Origin of the sequence: Paranoxybacillus vitaminiphilus, assembly GCF_003259935.1 — a bacterium.
Lineage (GTDB): Bacteria > Bacillota > Bacilli > Bacillales > Anoxybacillaceae > Paranoxybacillus > Paranoxybacillus vitaminiphilus.
In genome coordinates, this window is sequence record NZ_QLMH01000025.1 from 1 (window position 1) to 25,238 (window position 25,238).

Here is a 25,238-nt window from a genome sequence, read left to right on the forward strand (position 1 = left end):
TCACACCCGTTCCCATCCCGAACACGGAAGTTAAGCTCTCCAGCGCCGATGGTAGTTGGGGCTAACGCCCCTGCGAGAGTAGGACGTTGCCAGGCGGACATAAACAGTTAGAGAACATCATAACTTGTTCTCTAATTTTTTTGTCCAACTTTTAATAGCGTTTTATTATGTAACGCCATTAAAATCCTCTCCCCCATAAGTTCGAGAACTAGCCATAGCGGCTAGTTCTTATTTTTTATATGGACCTCTCCTATATATCCGCTGTTAAGAATGAGAACTTTCTCTTAGAAAATAGCTTAGATTTCTGCTTTTTTGATTTTTATCTTTTTCTTTGTATCGTCTGGAATTAACCGATGTAGATGGATCATTAATAATCCGCCATTGTAAGTTGCTTCAATGCGCTCTTCTTTAACGGCAAATGGCAAGGGAACCATTTTTTCGAACGTCCCTTGAAAAATTCCTTCTTCGACCAATTCAAATTCTTTAAATTGTAAGTTAATTTCTGCTTTTACCTCTAACGTTTTATAATCGGCATAGACTTCCACGTGTTCAACATCTTCCAGGCCTGGGATATTCATCACAACCAGCAGTTCGTTCTCTTCTTTTTTGTATATATTTACCCCTGAAGAAGACTGCTTATTTGTTTGTAAAAATGGTTCAAAGTTGTTCCAAAAATCTTGGTTAAAAAAGTGTTCCCATTGTTTTTTCCAGTCTTTGAATTGGTTAAATGGGCTTGTTGGCATCATTTTTGTATCCCTCCTCACATTGCTGCTATTTCATCATATGTACACATTCAAATTTTGTGAGGTGAATAGGATTGTAAAAATACGAACATTAATAAATAGCTTTTTTGTTAATGTTCGATTTTATGTTGACATTTAGTAAGAAACATTGATATGATGATGTTAAGTTAATAGCGACCCTCATATAATTTTGGGAATATGGCCCAAAAGTCTCTACCCAATAACCGTAAATTATTGGACTATGAGGGAAAGGATCCGATTGGTTTTTCTACCGATAATGGTCGAAGTGTGCCCAGGGCGATGCTTTCCCTTGTTTGGAGAACGTCTGTTCCTGGGTTTTATATTTGTTATAAAGAGGTGAAGATGAGTGCAGCCACTTGTTGGTGTTATTATGGGAAGTCAATCAGATTGGAAAACGATGAAACATGCATGCCGGGTGTTAGAGGAATTACATATTCCTTTTGAAAAAAAAGTGGTTTCCGCCCATCGAACTCCAGACTATATGTTTGAATATGCGCAAACAGCTGAAGAAAGAGGAATTAAAGTAATTATTGCTGGAGCGGGAGGAGCGGCACATTTGCCGGGAATGGTTGCTGCGAAAACGACATTGCCTGTTATTGGTGTACCTGTCCAATCGAAAGCATTAAATGGTTTGGATTCTCTTTTATCGATCGTGCAAATGCCTGGAGGAGTGCCGGTTGCAACTGTTGCGATTGGCAAAGCAGGAGCAATAAATGCCGGTCTTTTGGCAGCCTCGATATTAGGAATCAGCTATCCTGAGATTATGGAAGCTTTAAAAGCAAGAAGAGAAAAAATTCGTCAAGAAGTGTTGGAAAGCAGTGATCGTCTTGGCTAAAAAAACGATTGTTCCGGGACAAACCATTGGCATTATCGGCGGAGGACAGCTTGGACGGATGATGGCGATTTCTGCTAAAGAAATGGGATTTTATGTTGCGGTATTGGACCCAGTGCCCAACTCTCCGTGCGGGCAAGTGTCAGATATTGAAATAACGGCGGAATATAATGATTTAGACGCCATCAAACAATTAGCAAGTGTGAGCGATGTTATTACGTACGAATTTGAAAATATTGATGCGGCTGCATTAAGGTGGCTTTCCGAGCATTCTTATGTGCCTCAAGGCAGCGAATTATTAAAAATTACGCAAGATCGTGCAACAGAAAAAAAGGCGATTACAGATGCAGGGCTTCCGGTTGCTCCTTATGTGGAAGTTCAATCCGCAGAGGATCTGTTTGCAGGAATCGAAACAATTGGCATTCCTTGTGTGTTAAAAACGCGGCGTGGTGGCTATGATGGCAAAGGCCAATTTGTTATTCGGAGCAAGGAAGATATTGAAAAGGCACTTTCTTTATTGCAATTAGGTTCTTGTGTTTTAGAAAGCTGGCTTTCTTTTGAAAAGGAGATATCGGTTATTGTCACAAGAAACGGATTAGGTGACATGAAAGTATTTCCGGTAGCAGAGAATATTCATGTAGACAATATTTTGCATGAAACGATTGTTCCAGCAAGAATTTCACCACATATAGCGCAAAAAGCGATCATGTATGCACAAATGCTCGCACAACACTTTGCTCTTGTCGGTACGTTAGCTGTTGAAATGTTTCTTACAAAAGAAGGAGATATTTATATTAATGAACTTGCCCCTAGACCGCATAACTCAGGTCATTATACAATAAATGCTTGTGCAACATCTCAATTTCAGCAGCATGTTCGAGCCGTTTGCAATTGGCCGCTTGGGAGCACAGAGCTGTTGAAACCGGCCGTGATGGTGAATATTTTGGGGGAGCATGTACAGCCGGTTATAGAAAAAATTTCACAGCTTGCCGATGCGCATCTTCATCTCTATGGAAAAAAGGAAGCAAAGAAGAAGAGAAAAATGGGGCATTTGACGGTGTTAGCTGAAAATGTTGATGTTGCATTACGAAAAATCGACGAATTGCAAATTTGGAGTGATCGGAGGTTGCAACAAACATGATTGAACGTTACACAAGGCCGGAAATGGGTGCGATTTGGACGGAAGAAAACCGCTTTAAAGCTTGGCTGGAAGTGGAAATTTTAGCGTGTGAGGCATGGGCGGAACTTGGCGTCATTCCAAAGGAAGATGTTGAACGAATTCGTAAAAATGCGTCATTTGATGTTCAGCGCATTAAAGAAATTGAAGAAGAAACGCGCCATGACGTTGTTGCATTTACGCGTGCTGTTTCCGAAACATTAGGCGAAGAACGGAAGTGGGTGCATTACGGCTTAACGTCTACCGATGTTGTCGACACCGCATTGTCTTATTTGTTGAAGCAGGCAAATGAAATTTTACTTCGCGACCTTGAAAATTTTATCCAAGTATTGAAAGAAAAAGCACAAGAGCATAAGTACACCGTTATGATGGGACGCACGCATGGCGTTCATGCTGAGCCGACTACATTCGGACTGAAAATGGCGCTTTGGTATGCGGAAATGCAGCGGAATTTAGAGAGATTTAAGCAGGCAGCGGAAACGGTGCGTGTCGGGAAAATTTCCGGGGCTGTCGGTACATACGCCAATATCGACCCATTCGTAGAGAAATATGTATGTGAGAAGCTTGGTTTGGAACCGGCACCAATTTCGACGCAAACATTACAGCGTGATCGACATGCACATTATATGGCGACTTTAGCTCTTATTGCTACGTCGATTGAAAAATTTGCCGTAGAAATTCGTGGCTTGCAAAAGAGCGAAACCCGTGAAGTCGAAGAGTTTTTCGCAAAAGGCCAAAAAGGCTCTTCGGCGATGCCGCATAAACGCAATCCAATCGGTTCAGAAAACATGACGGGAATGGCGCGTGTCATCCGTGGTTATATGATGGCAGCGTACGAAAACGTACCGCTCTGGCACGAGCGCGATATTTCTCATTCATCGGCGGAGCGCATTATTTTGCCGGATGCAACGATTGCCTTGAACTATATGCTCAATCGCTTTACGAACATCGTCAAAAATTTAACGGTGTTTCCGGAAAATATGAAGCGGAATATGGAGCGGACATTAGGGCTTATCTATTCACAACGCGTGCTGCTTGCATTGATCGATACAGGCATGACGCGTGAGGAAGCATATGACTTAGTGCAGCCGAAAGCAATGGAAGCATGGGAAAAGCAAGTTCCATTCCGTTCCCTTATTGAAGCAGAAGAAAAAATTACAAGCCGCTTATCACCAGAGCAAATCGCTGACTGTTTCGATTATAACTATCACTTAAAACATGTTGATACGATTTTCGAGCGTTTAGGATTGTAATGATTACATAGGTAAAGGGCGCTCCTTTACCTATGTAATAAAAGAAAAATTCCTAATATTCTGTACTGGGAGGCCTTAGCATGGTCAAGAAGCTGGAACTACTCTATGAAGGCAAAGCGAAAAAAGTATATGCAACGAATCAAGAAAACGTGCTTTGGATTGAATATAAAGACAGCGCAACTGCTTTTAATGGTGAAAAAAAAGCAACCATTTTAGGAAAAGGACGTTTAAATAACGAGATTACGAGCTTATTATTTTCCAGACTGCATGCTGCCGGGATTGACAATCACTTTATTGAAAAATTATCAGAAACAGAGCAGCTTGTTAAAAAAGTAACGATTATCCCTCTTGAAGTTGTTGTCCGCAATTATGTCGCTGGTAGTCTTGCGAAGCGTCTTGGCATCGCTGAAGGAACACGCTTAGAAAAACCGCTCATTGAATTTTATTATAAAAATGATGAGTTAGGCGACCCTCTTTTGTTGGAAGACCACATTGGCATTTTAAAGCTGGCAACTTTAGAACAAATTTCTGTTTTGAAGAAGGCCGCTTTAAAAGTCAATGAGATCCTCACCCAACATTTCCAAGCCTGCAATGTAAGATTAGTTGATTTTAAACTTGAATTTGGTTTTGACTCAGAAGGAAAAATTTTATTGGCAGATGAAATATCCCCGGATACTTGCCGTTTATGGGATATGGACACGAACGAGAAATTTGATAAAGACGTTTTCCGCCGCGATTTAGGAAGCTTAACAGATGCATATGAAATCATTTTACAAAGGTTAGGAGGCCAAACGGAATGTATAAAGTAAAAGTATATGTTACGTTAAGAGAAAGTGTATTAGACCCGCAAGGAACAGCGGTGAAAGGAGCACTCCATAGTTTGTCTTACAACGAAGTGAAAGATGTACGCATCGGCAAGTTTATGGAGCTGATGATTGAAAAAAGTGAGCGTAATATCGATGAGCTTGTGCGTGAAATGTGCGAAAAGCTGTTAGCGAATACGGTGATTGAAGACTACCGTTATGAAATTGAGGAGGTAGTGACGCAGTGAAATTCGCTGTTATTGTTTTCCCAGGTTCGAACTGTGATGTCGATATGTACCATGCGATTAAAGATGAACTGGGCGAGGAAGTCGAATACGTTTGGCATGACGCTGAAAGTTTGGACGAATTTGATGGAATTCTTCTTCCGGGCGGTTTTTCCTACGGTGATTATCTCCGCTCTGGAGCGATTGCCCGCTTTTCAAATGTCATGAAAGCGATTATGAAAGCGGCTGAAGAAGGGAAACCGATTTTAGGGGTTTGCAACGGATTTCAAATTTTGCTTGAAGCGGGGCTGTTGCCGGGAGCGATGCGCCGCAATAACAGCTTAAAGTTTATTTGCCGCCCTGTAGAACTGCGGGTAGAAAATAATGAAACAATGTTTACATCCGCTTATGAAATGGGAGAAATTATTACGATTCCGATTGCCCACGGGGAAGGCAACTATTATTGTGAGCAAGAAACATTGAACAAGCTGATTGCGAACCGGCAAATCGTTTTCCGCTATCATAACGAAAACCCAAACGGCAGCTTAGAGGACATTGCCGGAATTATCAATGAAAAAGGAAACGTTCTTGGCATGATGCCGCATCCGGAGCGTGCAGTTGACGAGCTGCTTGGCAGCGCTGACGGATTAAAGCTGTTCCAATCAATCGTGAAATACTGGAGGGAAGCACATGTCGTTAATGCTTGAGCCGAGTCCAACGCTCATTAAAGAGGAAAAAATTTACCGTGACATGGGATTAACAGATGAAGAATTTGCGATGATCGAGAAAATTCTCGGCCGTTTGCCAAACTACACGGAGACCGGGATTTTCTCAGTGATGTGGTCTGAGCATTGCAGCTATAAAAACTCGAAGCCGGTATTAAAAAAGTTCCCAACCGAAGGGGAAAAAGTGCTTCAAGGTCCGGGAGAAGGTGCCGGTATCGTTGACATCGGCGATGGATTAGCGGTTGTGTTTAAAATCGAAAGCCATAACCATCCGTCGGCAATTGAACCATATCAGGGAGCTGCGACAGGCGTTGGCGGCATTATTCGCGATGTATTCTCGATGGGAGCGCGCCCGATTGCGCTTTTAAACTCGCTCCGTTTTGGAGAATTAACGTCTCCACGCGTAAAATATTTATTTGAAAATGTTGTCGCCGGCATTGCCGGATACGGAAACTGCGTCGGTATTCCGACCGTTGGCGGCGAAGTGCAATTTGACCCTGCTTATGAAGGAAATCCATTAGTCAATGCCATGTGTGTCGGTATTATTCGCCATGAGGAGATTCAGCGGGGAGTAGCTTCAGGAGTCGGCAATACGGTGATGTATGTCGGCGCAAAAACGGGCCGCGATGGCATACACGGCGCAACGTTTGCTTCAGAAGAATTAACAGAGCAATCGGAAGAAAAACGCCCGGCGGTACAAGTCGGCGATCCGTTTATGGAAAAACTGCTGCTTGAAGCCTGTTTAGAAGTAGTCAAATCAGATGCACTCGTCGGCATTCAAGATATGGGGGCGGCAGGTTTAACGAGTTCATCTGCGGAAATGGCGAGCAAAGCAGGTTTCGGAATTGAAATGAATCTTGATTTAGTGCCTCAGCGAGAGGCTGGAATGACGCCGTATGAAATGATGCTGTCCGAATCGCAGGAACGCATGCTTCTCGTTGTGAAAAAGGGGCGCGAGCAGGAGATTTACGATTTATTTGCGAAATATGGGCTTGAAGCAAAAGCGATCGGCAAAGTAACCGACGATAAAATGCTTCGTCTTTATTTCCGCGGCGAGGTAGCGGCAGAAATTCCAGTCGATGCTTTGGCGAAAGACGCACCGGTCTATCATAAGCCATCGAAAGAGCCGGCTTATTATCGCGAGTTTCAAGAGATGGCGCCTTATGTCCCAACCGTGGAAAACTATGAAGAAACTTTACTTTCTTTGTTGGCGCAACCGACAATCGCAAGTAAAGAATGGGTGTATGAGCAATATGACTATATGGTGCGGACAAACACGGTTGTCGCTCCTGGATCTGATGCGGCGGTTATCCGCATTCGCGGCACGAATAAAGCGCTGGCGATGACAACGGACTGCAACTCCCGCTACATTTATTTAGACCCGGAAACAGGCGGAAAAATCGCCGTTGCTGAAGCAGCAAGAAACGTCGTTTGTTCGGGAGCCAAACCATTGGCGATTACCGACTGCTTAAATTTCGGAAATCCGGAAAAACCAGAAATTTTCTGGCAGTTAGAAAAAGCGGTCGACGGTATGAGTGCGGCTTGCCGCATGTTAGAAACGCCTGTCATTAGCGGGAACGTATCGCTTTATAATGAAACGAATGGAGAAGCCGTCTATCCAACTCCTGTTGTCGGTATGGTTGGGTTAGTGGAAGATTTGGCTCACATTACGACACAAGAGTTTAAACAAGCTGGTGACCTTATTTATGTCATTGGTGAGGCAAAACCGGAGTTTGGCGGCAGTGAATTGCAAAAACTATTGAACGGGAACATTTTCGGGAAAGCACCAAGTTTAGATTTAGAGATCGAAGTAACACGCCAAAAAGAACTGCTTGCAGCGATTCGAGCAGGTGTCGTTGCTTCCGCCCACGATATTGCAGAAGGCGGCTTTGCAGTGGCGTTGGCGGAATGTGTGATGAATGCAAATGGATTAGGTGCAAAAGTAACGATTAACGGTGATGCAGTAACGGAACTGTTCAGTGAAGCACAATCCCGTTTTATTGTTTCTGTGAAAAAAGAACATCAAGCTGAATTTGAAAGGTTGGTAGAAGCAAAACTTATTGGTGAAGTGACAGCTGATGCTTTGCTGCATATTGAAAACGAACAAGGAGAGAAAGTCGTACATCTCCCGGTTGAACAAATGAGAAGCGTTTGGAAAGGAGCTATTCCATGCTTGCTGAAATCAAAGGCTTGAATGAAGAATGCGGGATCTTTGGGATTTGGGGGCATGCTGAAGCAGCACAAATCACCTATTACGGCTTACATAGTTTGCAGCATCGCGGACAAGAAGGAGCAGGGATCGTTGTTGCAGATGGTGAATCACTAAAGGGTCATAAAGGTCTCGGTTTAGTGACCGAAGTGTTTAGTAACGGCGAACTGCAAAAGTTAAGCGGAATGGCCGCAATCGGTCATGTCCGTTATTCAACAGCCGGCGGCGGGGGCTATGAAAATGTTCAGCCCCTGTTATTCCGCTCGCAAAGCGGCAGCATTGCTTTAGCGCATAATGGAAACTTGGTCAATGCCACAGATTTAAAGATTCGCCTTGAACAGCAGGGCAGCATTTTTCAAACAACTTCGGATACGGAAGTGTTTGCTCACTTAATTCGCCGCAGTATGGCACCAACGTTAAAAGAGCAAATAAAAATTGCGCTCAACTATTTAGAAGGAGCATTTGCATTTCTGCTATTGACGGAAACGGAGTTGTATATTGCGCTTGACCCGAATGGATTTAGGCCATTATCGATTGGCCGTCTCGGCAATGCTTACGTTGTTGCATCAGAAACGTGTGCATTCGACATCGTTGGTGCGGCATATGAACGCGAAGTGGAACCGGGCGAACTCATTATCATTAATGAAGAAGGGGTTCATTCAGAACGTTTTGCCGAGAAAAGGACGCGTCTCATTTGCAGTATGGAATACATTTACTTCGCCCGCCCTGACAGCAATGTCGACGGCATTAACATTCACACGGCGCGCAAAAATCTCGGTAAACGCCTTGCGCTTGAAGCCCCTGTTGAAGCAGATGTTGTGACGGGGGTGCCGGATTCAAGCATTTCTGTTGCCATTGGTTATGCCGAGGCAACCGGCATTCCGTATGAACTTGGCTTAATTAAAAACCGTTATGTCGGACGTACATTCATTCAACCGTCCCAATCACTCAGAGAGCAGGGAGTCAAGATGAAGCTTTCTCCTGTGAGCGGCGTGGTTGCCGGCAAACGCGTTGTCATGGTTGATGATTCGATTGTTCGCGGAACAACGAGCAAACGAATTGTGAACATGCTTCGGGAAGCAGGGGCAACAGAAGTTCACGTTCGCATCAGTTCCCCGCCGATTACACATCCTTGTTTTTACGGAATTGACATGTCAACAAGGGAAGAATTAATTGCTGCCTCACATTCTGTCGAAGAAATTCGTCAGCTCATTGGGGCAGATTCGCTCGCATTTTTAAGTCCGGAAGGCTTGCTTGAAGCGATTGGGCGTCCGAACGATTCACCATGGCGCGGACAATGCATGTCTTGTTTTACCGGAAAATATCCGTTAAATACGTTTCAGGAGTTATCGCAGCTAACGGCAAAACAGTAAAAGGGGGAACTTAAGGTGGCGGATGCATACAAAAAAGCAGGCGTTGATATAGAGGCTGGATATAGAGCGGTTTCTTTAATGAAAAAACATGTCCAAAAAACGGTTCGTCCTGAAGTGCTTGGCGGACTTGGCGGGTTTGGCGGAATGTTCGATTTATCACAGCTTGGATATAAAGAGCCGGTGTTAATTTCCGGAACAGATGGGGTCGGCACAAAATTGCTGCTTGCCTTTATGATGGATAAGCATGATACGATTGGTATTGATTGCGTTGCCATGTGTGTGAACGATATTGTTGTACAGGGGGCGGAGCCATTATTTTTCCTTGATTATATTGCCTGCGGCAAAGCGATCCCTGAAAAAATTGAGCAAATTGTCAAAGGAATTGCAGACGGGTGCATCCAGGCTGGCTGTTCGCTCATCGGTGGCGAAACAGCCGAGATGCCGGGGATGTATGGGGAAAATGAATATGACGTTGCAGGATTTGCGGTCGGAATTGCCGAAAAGTCCAAACTTGTAACGGGGGAACATATTCAAGAAGGCGATGCGCTGATTGGGTTGGCTTCCAACGGCATTCACAGCAACGGTTATTCGCTTGTCCGCAAAATCTTGCTTGAAGAGGCAAAATTAAATCTTCACGAAATGTACGGGAATTTAACGGTTTCCCTTGGAGAAGAATTGCTGTGGCCGACCCGCATTTACGTCAAACCGGTTTTAGAAGTCATGAAACAGTTTGAAATCAAAGGGATGGCGCATATTACGGGCGGTGGTTTTATCGAAAATATTCCCCGCATGCTTCCAGAAGGATTATGTGCGGAAATCGACTACGGTTCATGGCCCATTCCGCCTATATTTGATTTGCTTCAAGAAACAGGAAAACTCAATCGTAAAGAAATGTTCAATATTTTTAATATGGGAATCGGCTTTGTTCTCGCTGTTGATAGCGAGCTGATTCAACCGGTCATCACGCGGCTGGAACAACTTGGCGAAAAAGCATATTTAATTGGGCGCGTAAAAAAAGGCGAAGGAGTTTTATTGGCCGGGGGTAAAATGGAATGAAGCGGATCGCCATTTTCGCATCGGGAAGCGGAACGAATTTTCAAGCGATTGTTGATGCAGTCAAAAAAGGCGATTTGCAGGCAGAGGTCGCATTATTAGTTTGCGATCGCCCCGAAGCAAAAGTGGTCGAACGAGCTAAGAAAGAGCAAATTCCTTTGTTTGTTTTTCGCCCAAAAGATTATCCGTCAAAAGCCGATTTTGAGAAAGAAATTTTGCAACAATTAGAAGAAAAAGGGATTGAGTTCATTGTGTTGGCCGGTTATATGCGTCTAATTGGCCCAACGCTGCTTCGTGCGTACGAAGGGCGAATGGTGAATATTCATCCTTCACTGCTGCCTGCGTTTCCAGGAAAGGATGCGATCGGTCAAGCGTATCGCGCCGGAGTCAAGGTCACGGGGGTAACGATTCACTATGTTGATGAAGGGATGGACACAGGACCGATTATCGCACAGCGGGCCATAGAGATTCATGAAGGCGAAGCGCTTGAAAGCGTCGAAGCAAGAATTCATGCTATTGAACACGAGCTCTATCCGGAAGTATTAAAAAAATTGCTTGAGCATCTTTAGAAAGGAGCAGGAACATGCGTGCTTTGCTTAGTGTTTCAAATAAAGAGGGAATCGTTTCTTTTGCCAAACAATTAGCGGAGTTAGGTGTTGAAATGATCTCGACAGGCGGCACAAAAAAAGTTTTAGAAGAACACGGGATACCAGTCATTAGCATTTCAGAGGTAACAGGGTTTCCGGAAATTTTAGATGGACGGGTGAAAACACTTCACCCGATGATTCATGGCGGTTTGCTGGCCATTCGCGAAGACGAAAACCACCGCAAGCAGCTGGAACAACATCAAATTACACCGATTGATTTAGTGGTTGTTAACTTATATCCGTTCCAACAAACGATTGCCAAAAGTGATGTGACATTTGCTGAGGCGATTGAAAACATTGATATTGGCGGTCCGACCATGCTCCGTGCGGCGGCAAAAAATCATCAATATGTCACCGTTATTGTCGACCCGGCCGATTATGAACCGGTTTTACGTGAGCTAAAGGAAAACGGTGCCGTTTCCAAAGCAACCAACTTACGATTAGCAGCAAAAGTCTTCCGCCATACGGCGGCTTACGATGCGATGATTGCTGAATATTTAACGAATATCGCAGGCGAACAATATCCAGAATCGTTGACGATCACATTTGAGAAAAAACAAGATTTGCGCTACGGAGAAAATCCGCACCAGAGTGCAGCGTTTTATAAAAAACCGTTAGGCTCGTCTTTCTCTATCGCTGCTGCAACACAACTGCATGGAAAAGAATTATCTTATAACAATATCAATGACGCAAATGCAGCTTTGCAAATTGTCAAGGAGTTTACAGAACCGGCTGCTGTTGCAGTAAAACATATGAACCCGTGCGGCGTCGGAGTTGGCGGGAACATTTATGAAGCCTTTACAAGAGCTTACGAAGCGGATCCAACTTCCATTTTTGGCGGCATTGTTGCGCTCAATCGAGAAGTGGATCGCGATACAGCGTTAAAAATGCATGAAATCTTTTTGGAAATCGTCATTGCACCATCGTTTAGTGATGAAGCGCTTGAAATTTTAACGCAAAAGAAAAATATCCGCTTGTTAACCGTCGATTTTGCAGCAGAGAAAAAGAAAGAAACATTTATGGTTTCCGTCCAAGGCGGTTTATTAGTTCAAGACGAAGATATATATACATTAGATGACGCGAATATTACGATTCCGACAAAGCGTGAGCCGACAGAAAAAGAATGGGAAGATTTGAAACTTGCTTGGAAAGTTGTGAAGCATGTGAAATCAAATGCGATTGTTCTCGCAAAAGACCATATGACGGTCGGTGTCGGTGCCGGACAAATGAACCGTGTCGGTGCCGCGAAAATCGCGATTGAACAGGCAGGTGAAAAAGCGAAAGGAGCTGCTTTGGCATCCGATGCGTTTTTCCCGATGGACGATACAGTAGAAGCAGCGGCAAAAGCAGGTGTAACAGCCATTATCCAGCCGGGCGGCTCGATTCGCGATGCCGATTCGATTAAAAAGGCAGATGAGTACGGAATTGCTATGGTCTTTACAGGAGTGCGCCATTTTAAACATTAAAACGAGGTGAATGCAAATGAAAGTACTCATTATTGGCCGCGGCGGCCGGGAGCATGCGATTGCCTGGAAAGCAGCGCAAAGCCCGCTTTTGACAAAATTGTATGCAGCGCCTGGAAATCCGGGAATCGGTAAGATTGCTGAGCTTGTCCGCATTGATGAAAACGATATAGAGGCGCTTGTTGCTTTTGCAAAAAACGAAGGAATTGATTTAACGATTGTCGGTCCGGAAGCGCCGCTTCTAAACGGAATCGTCAATCGTTTCCAAGAGGAAGGGCTTCGCATTTTTGGACCGCGCAAAGAGGCTGCGTTAATTGAGGGAAGCAAAGCGTTTGCAAAAAATTTAATGAAAAAATATCATGTACCGACAGCAGAATATGAGTCATTTACTTCTTATGAAGCGGCAAAAGCGTATGTTGAACAAAAAGGGGCGCCGATTGTGATTAAGGCGGACGGATTAGCCGCAGGAAAAGGCGTAACCGTAGCGATGACGCTGCAAGAAGCGCTCGATGCTTTGCGTGAAATGATGGTTGAAGAAAAATTTGGTGAGGCAAGCCGGCAAGTGGTAATTGAAGAATTTTTAGAGGGTGAAGAGTTCTCGTTAATGGCCTTTGTCAATGGCGAAAAAGCATATCCGATGGTGATTGCTCAAGACCATAAACGGGCATTTGATAATGACGAAGGTCCGAATACAGGCGGCATGGGAGCGTATTCGCCGGTTCCGCAAATTTCAGAACATATCATACAGCAAGCGATTGAACAAATTATTCATCCAACCGTGAAGGCTCTTGTGTCGGAAAATCGCCCGTTCACAGGAATTCTTTATGCAGGTTTAATCGCAACGGCACAAGGTCCAAAAGTAATCGAATTTAATGCTCGTTTTGGTGATCCTGAAGCGCAGGTTGTTCTGCCGCGCCTTGAGAATGACTTTATTCAATTAATCATTGATTTGCTTGAGCAAAACGAGATTGAATTACAATGGTCAGATGAAGCAGTTGTCGGTGTCGTGCTTGCTTCGGAAGGATACCCGAACTCCTATAAAAGCGGCTATGTCATTGAAGGGCTTCACGATTTGCAGCAACATGTGCTTGTTTTCCATGCCGGAACGAAAGAAGAGCATGGAAAGCTGTATACAAACGGCGGGCGCGTATTGCTGGTTGCAGCCAAAGGCAGCACATTGCAGCAAGCACAACAAATCGTATATGAAGAAATGAAGAAAATAAAATGCGATCGCTTATTTTATCGCAAAGATATCGGCAATAAAGCTATCTTGCGCGCTTCTTTCTAACGTACACATAAATAAGAGCAATAATGCCGCCAATGAGTGACGCTAACACATATAACATATCTGTCATATATTCAAAAAACATTTTTTCTTCTCTCCTTTATGAAGGGCTGACTCACGTACTTTTGTTGAGTCAGCCTCATTTATTGTTACGTAGGATTGATGACGGTTGGTTCTACTTCTTTTTCTGCTGTCCGTTCTTGATATTGTTCCAATAAAGCAGTAAGAGGGCAAAAACGGGTGACTCCTTCCGCCACTTTCATTGCCCCCAACATAGCAAGGAAAATATAGGAGTCGCGCCAAGGATGTTTGACCATTTTGGCTGTTGTCCAAGCAAGAATGCTGAACCCAAAGGTGATTCGAATGAGGGCATTAATCATTCCAATATTGGGTTTCATTTACTTCTCTCCTTTTTATTATTTTATTATTCTTTTTATTTGTTAAAAAAACTTTAATGCGTTAAAATGTTATTATATGTCATGATTAGGAAAAAGAAGGAACGGGGGACCCCATATGTTAGAACAGCGTTATCGTTGGAAAACGAATCAACTGCGTGAGCATCTTTCGATTATCGATGGAAAAAAACCGCCGACCAAGTTGTTAATCAACGCTACTTATTTAAATCCATATGTGCGTAAATGGATGAAGGCGAATATTTGGATATATGAAGATCGCATTATTTATGTTGGCGAGAAAATGCCTGATTTTATTGAAGGGTGTGAAATTGTTGACTGCAGCGGCTATTTTCTCGTGCCGGGATATATTGAACCGCATGTTCATCCGTTTCAGTTATATAATCCCCATTCATTTGCTGAATATGCATCACAATCCGGCACAACAATACTCATTAACGATAATTTGTCGGTCGTTTTACAATTACCAAAAAAGAAAGCGTTTTCTTTTGTGCAGGCAATGAATGACATACCGGCAACGATGTTTTGGTGGTGCCGCTTTGATTCGCAAACAGAGTTGGAAAATGAAGAAGAAGTTTTTTCCAACGCGAATATTCAAGAGTGGCTCGAACAAGATGCAGTGCTGCAAGGCGGAGAATTGACGGGATGGCCGAAGCTGCTTGATGGTGATGATTTAATGCTTCATTGGATTCAAGAAGCGAAAAGGTTGAAAAAACAAATTGAAGGCCATTTTCCCGGTGCTTCAGAGAAAACGCTTGCAAAAATGAAGCTTTTAGGTGCTGACTGCGATCATGAAGCGATGACAGGAGAAGACGTATATAAGCGTCTTTTGCACGGCTATACCGTCTCTTTGCGTTATTCATCGATTCGTCCTGATTTGCCAAACTTGCTTGATGAGATGAAACAGTTGGGAATTGAGCGGTATGACCGTTGTATTTTTACAACAGATGGTTCAACGCCTGCCTTTTATGAAGCAGGGATCATTGATGAAATGATTCGCATCGCGATTGAGAAGGATGTTCCTTTGATTGATGCATACAATATGGCGACCATCAATGTCGCATGTTATTATCGAATCGACCATCTGCACGGGAGCATTGCAACCGGAAGAGTGGCAAACATTAACTTCTTAAAAGAAAAAGACAATCCGACACCGGTTTCCGTATTGGCCAAAGGACGATGGATGAAGCGTGACGGTATTCCGACGGATGAATTCGGCTCATTTGATTGGGGGGCGTATGATTTTCGTCCGCTTGACTTATCTTGGGAATTGTCGATGGATGATTTGCAATTTTCCATGCCATTAGGAATGTATATGGAAAATGCTGTAATTATGAAACCTTATTCCATTACCATTGATACGTCGTGCGATGAGTTGTCTTTTGATAATGATGAAAGCTTTTTAATGTTAGTCGACCGGAACGGAAAATGGAGAGTGAATACGATATTAAAAGGTTTTGCAACGGGTGTGCATGGGTTGGTCAGCTCTTATTCGAATACAGGAGATATTATTTTAATCGGAAAACGGAAAGCAGATATGTATAAGGCGTTTCAGCGGATGAAACAAATCGGCGGCGGCATTGTTCTTGTGGAAAATGGCGAAGTTATTCATGAAATTCCACTTTCATTGAACGGAATGATGTCAACAAAGAAAATGGAAGCTCTCATCGAGGAAGAAAAAAGATTAGCGGAACTTTTAAGAGAACGGGGCTATCGGTTTGTCGATCCGATTTATTCTTTATTGTTTCTATTATCGACCCATTTGCCATATATCCGCATTACACCGCGGGGAATTTATGATGTCATGCACAAAATGATACTCTTTCCATCAATAATGCGTTAAAATATAAAAGTAAAAAGAGAAAAGGGTTGTGACAATTTTGAAGAGATGGTTTATTGTTGTATGTAGCGCATTCCTGCTGAGCGGGAGTGGCTGCGCCAAAGCGGAAAAGGAACGGGCGGCGACAAATAAAGAGGCAATCGGGAAGCAAACAAAGGTCGAACAAGAAGAAGCTCCTGCACATAAACAGTTCGTATTTCCGTTAACAGGAATCAAAACAGAGCAAAAACCAAATCATCGCGTTGTCGCTGTCATGATTAACAATCATCCAAAAGCGAGACCGCAATCCGGGCTGCATAAAGCAGACATTGTATACGAAGCTCTGGCTGAAGGGGATGTGACCCGCTTTTTAGCGTTGTATCAGAGCGAAAAACCGGAAAAGGTAGGACCTGTTCGCAGTGCACGTGATTATTACATCGAGCTGAGCAAAGGGTATGATGCGTTATATATTTGTCATGGATGGAGTCCGGAAGCGAAAGAAATGCTTGAATCGGGCAAAGTGGATTATTTAAACGGGCTTTTTTACGATGGAACGCTGTTTCAACGCGTTTCCTTCCGCAAAGCGCCGCATAATTCCTATATTACATTTGAAAACATTGAAAAAGGTGCGGAAAAGCAAGGGTACACATTAAATGATGAAGTTGAGCCATTGCCATTTTTTTCAGAAGATGTTCAAGGTTTGGCGGCAAAGCGGGTAAAAATCGCCTATTCCAATCAATCTTATGCTCAAGTTGAGTACCAATATGATGAAACGAAAGGAAAATATGTCCGCTTAAGTGCAGGGAAGCAAACAATTGATTACGATACGAAAGAACCAGTTCTCATTGACAATGTGTTTGTTGTTGAGATCGAGCATAAGGTGATTGATGAAGCCGGCCGTCGCGATATTGATTTAACGTCCGGCGGAAAAGGGTATTTATTTCAAAAAGGAGTCGTGCGGGAAGTCGAATGGAAAAATGTCGAGGGCAGAATTTTGCCTTATGAAAATGGAATACCAATTGGGTTTATATCTGGGAAAACATGGATCAACATCGTTCCGAAGCTGTCCATTGTCCATTATTAATAATTTTTAAAAGTAAAGGGTGAGAAGAGGATGCAAATCGAAAAGTTACGCGGCAGAGCATTAGATCAGCTTTTTAAAGCAATCCTTTCTCTTCGCGATTTAGAAGAGTGCTATCGCTTTTTTGATGATTTATGCACAGTCAATGAAATTCAATCGCTTGCCCAACGCTTAGAAGTAGCAAGAATGCTGCGCGAAGGCTACACCTATCATAAAATTGAAACAGAAACGGGTGCAAGCACAGCGACGATTTCTCGGGTGAAGCGTTGTTTAAATTATGGAAACGATGCTTATGCGATGGCACTTGATCGCATTAAGGAAAAAGAGGAAAAGCAGACGAAAGAATAACAAGAGCAAAGGAGTTCTATCTCTCAGCAGAGATAGCTCCTTTTCTTTTTTAGCGGAAGTGAAAGAGGATTTGTTATAATGAAAAAATGGATAATAGAATGGAGGTTTATTTGGATGTATGACATTCGTGAATGGCGCCATGTGTTCAAATTAGATCCCAATAAAGAAATGACAGATGGGCAGCTAGAACTTGTATGCGAGTCAGGAACAGATGCGGTAATCGTTGGAGGAACGGATGGCGTTACATTAGAGAACGTTCTTGATTTAATGGCGAGAATTCGCCGTTTCTCCGTTCCGTGTGTGTTAGAAGTATCAAATATGGAGTCAGTGACACCGGGATTTGATTTTTACTTTATTCCGACGGTATTAAACAGCCGCAACACAAAATGGATGATCGATTTGCATCATAAAGCGGTGAAAGAGTTTGGCGAATTAATGAATTGGAACGAGATATTTATGGAAGGCTACTGCATTTTAAATAAGGACTGCAAAGCGGCGAAGTTGACAGAGGCCAATACGGACCTTGATGACAAAGATGTTGTTGCTTATGCGCGAATGGCAGAGCATATGTACCGCCTGCCGATTTTTTACCTTGAATACAGCGGTCAATACGGCAATCCGCAGCTCGTGCAAAAAGTAAAGTCCGTATTAAATGAGACGAGATTATTTTATGGCGGCGGCATTGAAAATGAACATCAAGCAAAGGAAATGGCACAGTTTGCTGATACCGTCGTTGTTGGAAACTTAGTTTACACGGATTTGCAAGCGGCGCTAAAAACGGTAGCGGCGGTAAAAGGATAAGTTGTTTAGTTGGGAAAAGTACGATAAAATAGAACATATGTTTGTTTTGGTGGTGATTTTTTATGAACTTTTTAGCGGAAAAATTGTTAGCCGGCCTCAACCCGCAGCAGCAGGCAGCGGTAAAAGCAACAGAAGGACCGCTGCTGATTATAGCAGGGGCGGGAAGCGGCAAAACGCGAGTGTTAACACACCGCATTGCTTATTTAATGGCAGAAAAGCATGTCGCTCCTTGGAATATTCTTGCGATTACGTTCACAAACAAGGCGGCTCGTGAAATGAAAGAGCGCATCCAAAATCTTCTCGGCGGAGCGGCGGAAGAGATTTGGATTTCGACGTTCCACTCGATGTGTGTGCGCATTTTACGCCGCGATATTGATCGAATTGGCATTAACCGCAACTTTTCGATTTTAGATACGACCGACCAGCTTTCTGTATTAAAAACGATTTTAAAAGAAAAAAATATTGACCCGAAAAAATTTGACCCACGCACGATTCTCGGAACCATCAGCAGCGCGAAAAACGAGCTCTTGTCTCCAGAGGAATATGCAAAACAGGCAGGCAGCTATTATGAAAAAATCGTCAGTGAAGTGTATGAGGAATACCAAAAACGTTTGCTTAGAAACCATTCGCTTGATTTTGACGACTTGATTATGACAACGATCCAGTTGTTTAAACGTGTTCCCGAAGTGCTTGAATATTACCAATACAAATTCCAATATATTCATGTCGATGAGTACCAAGATAGTGCGACACGTTCCTAACTGAAAAGGTTAGGCACTAGCTTTGAAGCTAGGAGAACTGATGGTTCGAAGAGTCGAATGAGAGGGTAACGCCTCGAAAGGCTCTCCCTAATACTCCGAATAGCGACAAGATGGGTAAGCATCTTGTGGTTATAAGCTCGGTGAAGTCGGCTGAACGCTGCCGTAACAAGTAAGGTTGACGAAAGCTCTCCAGAGGTGGAGGGTGCAGCGGATAGGCCGGGGGTCTATAAAGCACTCATGGTGAGAATGTTGGTGCACAAAAACCAACTGACGAAAATCCGAATGTACGGCTCTAGAGGTATAGGTACCAGAAATGGTATCGCCACGGTTCGTGGTGCTGGTGAGGTGGAGTAAGAATTGTCTTTATGAAACACCTTACAGCGTTACAGGCGCTGTCCAGCCAGCAGGGCCAGAGGATTCACCTAAAAGTGCATATGTACAGATAGAACCATCGGAACGTGGAAAGCTGGCAACGTGGAGGTCTTACCCACCAATGAAACGGTGATGAGGAAAGGCGGAAAGCTATAACTCATCTTTATGCCAGTGAGAGCGGTGGCACAGTACCGAAGAAGTGATGGAAACATCATGGAGGGATAGCCACTAGTCAATCGGTTGCCATAGCTACATTCATCGTCTTATCAGGTTCGAGTATGACTAAGAGAAACGAAAACCTACCATTTTATCATGAATGGTGGTGATTCGTTGACTGATAACAACCAACGTAGGAAGAAGAAACAGAAACTAAGGAACAATGAATATTATGACTTTCAAGAAGTATTAGATACTTTGTATGCCCGAAGTAAAAGCGGTTATCGATTTCACCGTTTATACGAACTCATCATCGACGAAAGGAACATAAAGTTAGCTTATCGAAATATCAAGAAAAACTATGGAAGTAAAACGAGTGGAACAAATGGAAATACCATTCTTGATATGGCAGAAAGGAATCCACAACATCTTATTAACTACGTAAGATATAGGCTAGCTAACTTTCAACCATATTCCATTCGTCGTGTGGAAATTCCAAAGCAAGATGGTTCGATGAGACCTCTAGGAATACCAACCATCGAAGACCGAATCATACAACAATGCATAAAGCAAATTTTAGAGCCAATTTGCGAAGCAAAGTTTCATAAACATAGTTACGGTTTTCGTCCTAACAGAAGTGCAAGTCACGCATTATCAAGAGCCGTTAGCCTAGTGAATAAAAACAAACTACATTACGTTGTTGATATTGATATTAAAGGCTTCTTTGACAATGTGAATCATGGTAAACTGATCAAGCAGATGTGGACACTAGGTATACGGGATAAGAGAGTATTAAGTATCATATCAAAAATGCTTAAAGCAGAAATTAAGAGTGTTGGTATTCCACAAAAAGGAACTCCACAAGGCGGAATTATCTCGCCATTGTTATCTAATATCGTTCTAAACGAGTTGGATTGGTGGATTAGTAGTCAATGGGAGACTTTCAAGACAAAAAAGAACTATAGCCGTGAGAGGCTCATTGGTGGAAGGTTAGTCTACGACCAAAGTGCAAAATACAGAGCACTCAAACAGACAAAACTAAAAGAAATGTTTATTGTAAGATATGCCGATGACTTTAAAATCTTCTGCCGAAATCATAAGGACGCCTTTTTGATATTCGAAGCCGTTAAGAAATGGTTAAAAGAACGACTAGGTCTTGAAATTAACCATGAAAAATCAAAAGTAATCAACTTACGAAAAAGACACTCAGAATTTCTCGGTTTTAAAATAAAAGCAATAGCCAAGAAGAAAAAATTTGTCGCCAAAACCAACATAAGCGACAAAGCGAAAAAGAAAGCCGTTCAAAAACTGCGGGAACAAATCAAGAAATTAGAACATGGGCAAAACGAAGTATCTAAACTCAATGCCATGATTGTCGGTATTCAAAATTACTACCAATACGCAACGCATGTTCAGCTAGATTTTAGACAAATCGGTTTCTCGGTCAGAAGAACCTTATATAACCGAACAAAAACCATCCTGAGCTATAAAGGTACAAAATCAACCACTTTTAAAAGATTATATCCTAAATACACAGGAAAAGTGGTTTTTATACATGGAATTAATGTATTTCCTATTGACCATATAAGAACAAAGCCACCGTCGAATTTTAGTCAAAATATTTGTCCTTATACGTCAGAAGGAAGAAAGCAAGTTCATGATGCATTAAAAGGATATAATCAAACCGTTATGTACCATCTCATACGCAACCCTGTACCTAATCAAAGTATGGAATACAACGACAATCGAATTTCGTTGTATGTGGGGCAGTATGGGCGATGTGGAGTAACAAATGTACCATTAGAAATTGGAGATATGGAGGTTCACCATAAAATCCCGAAAAAACTAGGCGGGAGCGATGAATACAACAATCTAATCTTTGTGAGGAAAGATGTTCACAAGTTGATTCACGCAGTAGAAGAACAAACCATTCAGACATATCTCCAAAAATTGCATTTAGATAAGGATGGTTTAGATAAAATCAACAAACTTCGCAAGTTGGTTGGAAACGATGAAATAGTAGCTTAGATGACAACCGATTGATGGAACGCCGTATGAGGGGAAACTCTCACGTACGGTGTGAATGGGGGGAAAAGCTGGAGATAACTTCAAAGGCTTACCTATCCATATCGAACCGCGCGCAATACATGTTAGTAAAGCTATTGGCGGAGCGCTTTAAAAATTTATGTGTTGTCGGAGATTCTGACCAGTCGATTTACCGTTGGCGCGGCGCGGATATTCAAAATATTTTATCGTTTGAAAAAGACTATCCAAACGCCACTGTTATTTTGCTTGAGCAAAACTATCGTTCAACAAAACGGATTTTGCAGGCGGCAAACGAAGTAATTGAAAACAATTTGAACCGTAAACCGAAAAAATTATGGACGGAAAATCCGGAAGGAAACAAAATTGTCTATTATCAAGCGATGAGCGAAGCGGACGAAGCGCAATTCGTTGCCGGCAAAATTAAAGAATATGTCGACAGCGGCAAACGGAAGTATTCTGATTTTGCGATTCTTTACCGTACAAATGCCCAATCGCGCGTGATGGAAGAGGTGCTCTTAAAATCGAATATTAACTATAAAATTGTCGGCGGTATTAAATTCTATGACCGAAAAGAAATTAAGGATATTTTGGCGTATCTCCGCTTAATTGCCAATCCGAATGATGACATCAGCCTTGTGCGCATTATTAACGTGCCAAAACGCGGTGTCGGCGCTTCCACGCTTGATAAAATTATCAGCTATGCAGCGGAAAACGGATTATCGATTTTTGAAGCGCTTGGGGAAATTGAGCAAATCGGGCTAAGTTCACGAATTGTCACACCGCTTGTTCAATTCCGTCAGCAAATCGAGCATTGGGGACAAATGCAGGAGTATTTATCGGTAACAGAGCTTGTTGAGGAAGTGTTGGACAAGTCCGGATACCGCGATATGCTCCGTGCGGAGAAAACATTAGAAGCGCAAAGCCGTTTAGAAAATATTGACGAGTTTTTATCCGTCACGAAACATTTTGAGAATACAAATGACGACAAATCACTGATTGCCTTCTTAACGGACTTGGCGTTAGTCGCTGACATTGACCAGCTTGATACCGAAGAAGATAATCAAAATGATGCCGTTGTACTGATGACGCTGCATTCCGCAAAAGGATTGGAGTTCCCGGTTGTTTTCATCATCGGGATGGAAGAAGGAATTTTCCCACACAGCCGTTCATTGGATGATGAAGCGGAAATGGAAGAGGAACGCCGCCTTGCTTATGTCGGCATTACGCGTGCGGAAGAAGAACTGTTTTTAACAAGCGCACAAATGCGTACATTGTTTGGGCGAACAGGCATTAATCCGGTTTCCCGTTTCATTAGCGAAATTCCGGATGAACTGATTGAAAACTTTAATGAAACGATGCGGAAAAATTCTCCGTTTACTGCGCGGCAGCAGCCAAGAACGATGGCGCGCCCTGCTGCAGCAACAACAGGCGGCGAAGCGATTGATTGGAGAGTGGGCGACAAAGCGGAACATAAAAAATGGGGAATCGGTACTGTTGTCAGCGTAAGAGGCGAAGGGGACGATAAAGAGCTGGATATCGCCTTTCCAAGTCCAATCGGTATTAAACGTTTATTAGCGAAATTTGCACCAATCACCAAAGTGTAAAGAAAGGATGGAAGCGATGGATAAACAAGCTGCAATTGCGCGTGTTGAAGAGCTTCACCGCCTTTTAAATCAATACAATTACGAATACTATGTACTGGACAAACCATCGGTGCCGGATGCGGAGTATGACCGCTTAATGCAGGAGCTCATTGCGCTTGAAGCGGAATATCCTGAATTAAAAACAAAGGACTCACCGTCACAGCGTGTTGGCGGACAAGCGTTGGATGCTTTTGCGAAAGTGGAGCATCGCACGCCGATGCTCAGTCTCGCCAACGCGTTTAACGAAGGAGACTTACGGGACTTCGATCGCCGTGTCCGTCAAGAAGTGGGAGACGTCAAATATGTTTGCGAATTAAAAATTGACGGATTAGCCGTTTCCCTGCGTTATGAGGACGGATATTTTGTTCAAGGAGCGACGCGCGGTGACGGTTTAATCGGTGAAGATATCACAGAAAACTTAAAAACGATCCGCTCTCTGCCGCTTCGTTTAAAAGAAAACGTGACGGTAGAAGTGCGCGGCGAGGCGTTCATGCCGAAGAAGTCGTTTGAAATTTTAAACCAGCAGCGCAGCGAACGCGGCGAAGAACTATTTGCTAACCCACGCAATGCTGCGGCAGGTTCGCTGCGCCAGCTCGATCCGAAAGTTGCAGCGTCCCGCAATTTAGATTTGTTTGTGTATGGACTTGCCAATGCGGAGGAGCTTGGAATTGACTCACACAGTAAAGCACTTGACTATTTACATGAGTTAGGATTTAAGACGAATCCGGAACGCCGCGTATGCGCGAATATCGATGAAGTGATTCAATTTGTCACATCGTGGCATGAGAAGCGTGCACAATTGCCTTATGAAATTGATGGAATCGTCATTAAGGTGGATTCTTTTAAGCAGCAGGAACAGCTTGGAGCAACGGCAAAAAGTCCGCGCTGGGCGATTGCGTACAAGTTTCCGGCTGAAGAAGTGGTAACAAAACTGATTGATATTGAACTAAGCGTTGGCCGTACAGGCGTGGTCACGCCAACAGCCATTTTAGAGCCTGTTCGTATCGCCGGAACAACCGTACAACGTGCCTCCCTTCATAATGAAGATTTTATTCGCGAAAAAGACATTCGAATTGGCGACTACGTTGTTGTGAAAAAAGCCGGCGACATCATTCCGGAAGTGGTCAACGTGCTGCCGGAGCGCCGTACGGGCGAAGAAGAGCCGTTTAAGATGCCGGCTCATTGTCCAGAGTGCCAAAGTGAGCTTGTCCGTTTAGATGAGGAAGTAGCCTTGCGCTGCATTAATCCAAAATGTCCGGCGCAAATTCGTGAAGGCTTAATTCACTTTGTTTCGCGCAATGCGATGAATATTGAAGGACTTGGTGAAAAAGTGATTGCCCAATTATTTAAAGAAGGGCTTGTTCAAGATGTCGCGGATCTTTATACATTAACAAAAGAGCAGCTTATGAATCTTGAGAGAATGGGAGAAAAATCAGCAACTAATTTATTGAATGCGATTGAAGCGTCAAAAGAAAATTCATTAGAGCGTTTGCTGTTTGGTTTAGGTATTCGCCATGTCGGCGCGAAAGCCGCGAAAATTTTAGCGCAGCAATTTGAAACGATGGAACGCCTTAGCCAGGCGACGAAAGAGGAACTGCTGGCGATTCATGAGATTGGTGAAAAAATGGCCGATTCGATTATCGCTTATTTCTCTAAGCCGGAAGTGACCGACTTAATCAATGAATTACGTTCATATGGCGTGAACATGACATATAAAGGACCAAAAGCGGTGAGCAATGCGGACACGGATTCTTATTTTGCCGGAAAAACGATTGTTTTAACGGGTAAACTTGAGAAGTTATCGCGAAACGAAGCGAAAGAAAAAATTGAGCAGCTTGGCGGAAAAGTGACAGGAAGCGTCAGCAAAAATACCGATTTAGTCATTGCCGGAGCGGACGCTGGCTCGAAATTAACGAAAGCGCAGCAGCTGAACATTGAAATTTGGGATGAAGCTCGCTTTCTTCAAGAAATTGAACGATAGGGGGCGAAT

General features: G+C 43.2%; 21 protein-coding genes, 1 rRNA gene, 2 pseudogenes and 1 riboswitch. Of the genes and pseudogenes, 21 read left to right on the forward strand and 3 right to left on the reverse strand.

What is annotated here, in order from left to right:
- Nucleotides 1–95: ribosomal RNA gene (gene rrf, locus B0I26_RS16500) — 5S ribosomal RNA — on the forward strand; the annotation flags it as partial.
- A 201-nt stretch (nucleotides 96–296) separates the two neighbouring features.
- Here the strand turns inward: rrf and B0I26_RS16505 are convergent.
- Entirely contained in the window at nucleotides 297–746 is a 450-nt protein-coding gene (locus B0I26_RS16505; protein WP_111646488.1) for an Hsp20/alpha crystallin family protein, read from the reverse strand.
- Between the two features lie 157 nt (nucleotides 747–903).
- A riboswitch (purine riboswitch) is annotated at nucleotides 904–1,005 on the forward strand.
- A gap of 105 nt (nucleotides 1,006–1,110) precedes the next feature.
- On the opposite strand from B0I26_RS16505, the gene purE reads away from it, so the two are divergent.
- From purE to purD, 12 genes are all read left to right on the forward strand, one after another.
- Complete coding sequence (gene purE, locus B0I26_RS16510) at nucleotides 1,111–1,599, forward strand: 5-(carboxyamino)imidazole ribonucleotide mutase (RefSeq protein WP_111646489.1); 489 nt, start codon at nucleotides 1,111–1,113, stop codon at nucleotides 1,597–1,599.
- On the forward strand, nucleotides 1,592–2,737 hold the full coding sequence (gene purK, locus B0I26_RS16515) for a 5-(carboxyamino)imidazole ribonucleotide synthase (RefSeq protein ID WP_181502969.1): 1,146 nt from the start codon (nucleotides 1,592–1,594) through the stop codon (nucleotides 2,735–2,737). Before purE ends, purK begins: the two co-directional genes overlap by 8 nt.
- Complete coding sequence (gene purB / locus B0I26_RS16520) at nucleotides 2,734–4,026, forward strand: adenylosuccinate lyase (protein WP_111646490.1); 1,293 nt, start codon at nucleotides 2,734–2,736, stop codon at nucleotides 4,024–4,026. The genes purK and purB overlap by 4 nt, the downstream gene beginning before the upstream one ends.
- A gap of 80 nt (nucleotides 4,027–4,106) precedes the next feature.
- Nucleotides 4,107–4,835 carry a phosphoribosylaminoimidazolesuccinocarboxamide synthase gene (purC, locus tag B0I26_RS16525; protein WP_111646491.1) on the forward strand — a complete coding sequence of 243 codons (729 nt, stop codon included), beginning with the start codon at nucleotides 4,107–4,109 and terminating at the stop codon, nucleotides 4,833–4,835.
- Nucleotides 4,823–5,077 carry a phosphoribosylformylglycinamidine synthase subunit PurS gene (gene purS / locus B0I26_RS16530; RefSeq protein ID WP_111646492.1) on the forward strand — a complete coding sequence of 85 codons (255 nt, stop codon included), beginning with the start codon at nucleotides 4,823–4,825 and terminating at the stop codon, nucleotides 5,075–5,077. Before purC ends, purS begins: the two co-directional genes overlap by 13 nt.
- On the forward strand, nucleotides 5,074–5,760 hold the full coding sequence (gene purQ, locus B0I26_RS16535) for a phosphoribosylformylglycinamidine synthase subunit PurQ (protein WP_111646493.1): 687 nt from the start codon (nucleotides 5,074–5,076) through the stop codon (nucleotides 5,758–5,760). Before purS ends, purQ begins: the two co-directional genes overlap by 4 nt.
- Entirely contained in the window at nucleotides 5,744–7,972 is a 2,229-nt protein-coding gene (purL, locus tag B0I26_RS16540; RefSeq protein WP_111646494.1) for a phosphoribosylformylglycinamidine synthase subunit PurL, read from the forward strand. Before purQ ends, purL begins: the two co-directional genes overlap by 17 nt.
- The gene (gene purF, locus B0I26_RS16545; protein WP_111646495.1) at nucleotides 7,948–9,360 is read left to right on the forward strand and encodes an amidophosphoribosyltransferase; all 1,413 of its coding nucleotides are present in this window, start codon (nucleotides 7,948–7,950) and stop codon (nucleotides 9,358–9,360) included. Before purL ends, purF begins: the two co-directional genes overlap by 25 nt.
- 15 nt (nucleotides 9,361–9,375) lie before the next feature.
- Nucleotides 9,376–10,416, forward strand: a complete 1,041-nt coding sequence (gene purM, locus B0I26_RS16550) for a phosphoribosylformylglycinamidine cyclo-ligase (RefSeq protein WP_111646496.1) — start codon at nucleotides 9,376–9,378, stop codon at nucleotides 10,414–10,416.
- A complete protein-coding gene (gene purN, locus B0I26_RS16555) occupies nucleotides 10,413–10,982 on the forward strand; it encodes a phosphoribosylglycinamide formyltransferase (protein ID WP_111646497.1) in 570 nt (189 codons plus the stop codon). Before purM ends, purN begins: the two co-directional genes overlap by 4 nt.
- Before the next feature lie 14 nt (nucleotides 10,983–10,996).
- On the forward strand, nucleotides 10,997–12,526 hold the full coding sequence (gene purH / locus B0I26_RS16560; protein ID WP_111646498.1) for a bifunctional phosphoribosylaminoimidazolecarboxamide formyltransferase/IMP cyclohydrolase: 1,530 nt from the start codon (nucleotides 10,997–10,999) through the stop codon (nucleotides 12,524–12,526).
- A gap of 16 nt (nucleotides 12,527–12,542) precedes the next feature.
- Nucleotides 12,543–13,811 carry a phosphoribosylamine--glycine ligase gene (gene purD / locus B0I26_RS16565; protein WP_111646499.1) on the forward strand — a complete coding sequence of 423 codons (1,269 nt, stop codon included), beginning with the start codon at nucleotides 12,543–12,545 and terminating at the stop codon, nucleotides 13,809–13,811.
- On the opposite strand, the gene B0I26_RS18935 is transcribed toward purD, so the two are convergent.
- Together B0I26_RS18935 and B0I26_RS16570 are read right to left on the reverse strand one after the other, a co-directional pair.
- Nucleotides 13,789–13,893, reverse strand: a complete 105-nt coding sequence (locus B0I26_RS18935; protein ID WP_342767133.1) for an EYxxD motif small membrane protein — start codon at nucleotides 13,891–13,893, stop codon at nucleotides 13,789–13,791. The two genes, purD and B0I26_RS18935, sit on opposite strands and share 23 nt — an antisense overlap.
- Before the next feature lie 64 nt (nucleotides 13,894–13,957).
- Complete coding sequence (locus B0I26_RS16570; protein ID WP_111646500.1) at nucleotides 13,958–14,206, reverse strand: YgaP family membrane protein; 249 nt, start codon at nucleotides 14,204–14,206, stop codon at nucleotides 13,958–13,960.
- A 115-nt stretch (nucleotides 14,207–14,321) separates the two neighbouring features.
- Between B0I26_RS16570 and B0I26_RS16575 the strand changes: the two genes are divergently transcribed.
- The 8 genes and pseudogenes from B0I26_RS16575 to ligA all read left to right on the forward strand — a co-directional run bounded on the left by B0I26_RS16575 (nucleotide 14,322) and on the right by ligA (nucleotide 25,229).
- The gene (locus B0I26_RS16575; RefSeq protein ID WP_111646501.1) at nucleotides 14,322–16,064 is read left to right on the forward strand and encodes an adenine deaminase C-terminal domain-containing protein; all 1,743 of its coding nucleotides are present in this window, start codon (nucleotides 14,322–14,324) and stop codon (nucleotides 16,062–16,064) included.
- A 37-nt stretch (nucleotides 16,065–16,101) separates the two neighbouring features.
- Complete coding sequence (locus B0I26_RS16580; protein ID WP_111646513.1) at nucleotides 16,102–17,124, forward strand: DUF3048 domain-containing protein; 1,023 nt, start codon at nucleotides 16,102–16,104, stop codon at nucleotides 17,122–17,124.
- A 30-nt stretch (nucleotides 17,125–17,154) separates the two neighbouring features.
- Nucleotides 17,155–17,469, forward strand: a complete 315-nt coding sequence (locus tag B0I26_RS16585) for a YerC/YecD family TrpR-related protein (RefSeq protein ID WP_111646502.1) — start codon at nucleotides 17,155–17,157, stop codon at nucleotides 17,467–17,469.
- Nucleotides 17,470–17,583: 114 nt separating this feature from the next.
- Nucleotides 17,584–18,270, forward strand: coding sequence for a heptaprenylglyceryl phosphate synthase (gene pcrB, locus B0I26_RS16590; protein ID WP_111646503.1), 687 nt, complete (start codon nucleotides 17,584–17,586; stop codon nucleotides 18,268–18,270).
- A 62-nt stretch (nucleotides 18,271–18,332) separates the two neighbouring features.
- Nucleotides 18,333–19,016 (forward strand): annotated as a pseudogene (locus tag B0I26_RS16595) (UvrD-helicase domain-containing protein); the annotation flags it as partial.
- A gap of 717 nt (nucleotides 19,017–19,733) precedes the next feature.
- A complete protein-coding gene (gene ltrA / locus B0I26_RS16600) occupies nucleotides 19,734–21,587 on the forward strand; it encodes a group II intron reverse transcriptase/maturase (RefSeq protein WP_245934823.1) in 1,854 nt (617 codons plus the stop codon).
- A 101-nt stretch (nucleotides 21,588–21,688) separates the two neighbouring features.
- A pseudogene (locus B0I26_RS16605) lies at nucleotides 21,689–23,209 on the forward strand (3'-5' exonuclease); the annotation flags it as partial.
- A 16-nt stretch (nucleotides 23,210–23,225) separates the two neighbouring features.
- Nucleotides 23,226–25,229, forward strand: coding sequence for an NAD-dependent DNA ligase LigA (ligA, locus tag B0I26_RS16610; protein ID WP_111646515.1), 2,004 nt, complete (start codon nucleotides 23,226–23,228; stop codon nucleotides 25,227–25,229).
- The last annotated feature ends 9 nt before the right edge of the window (nucleotides 25,230–25,238 follow it).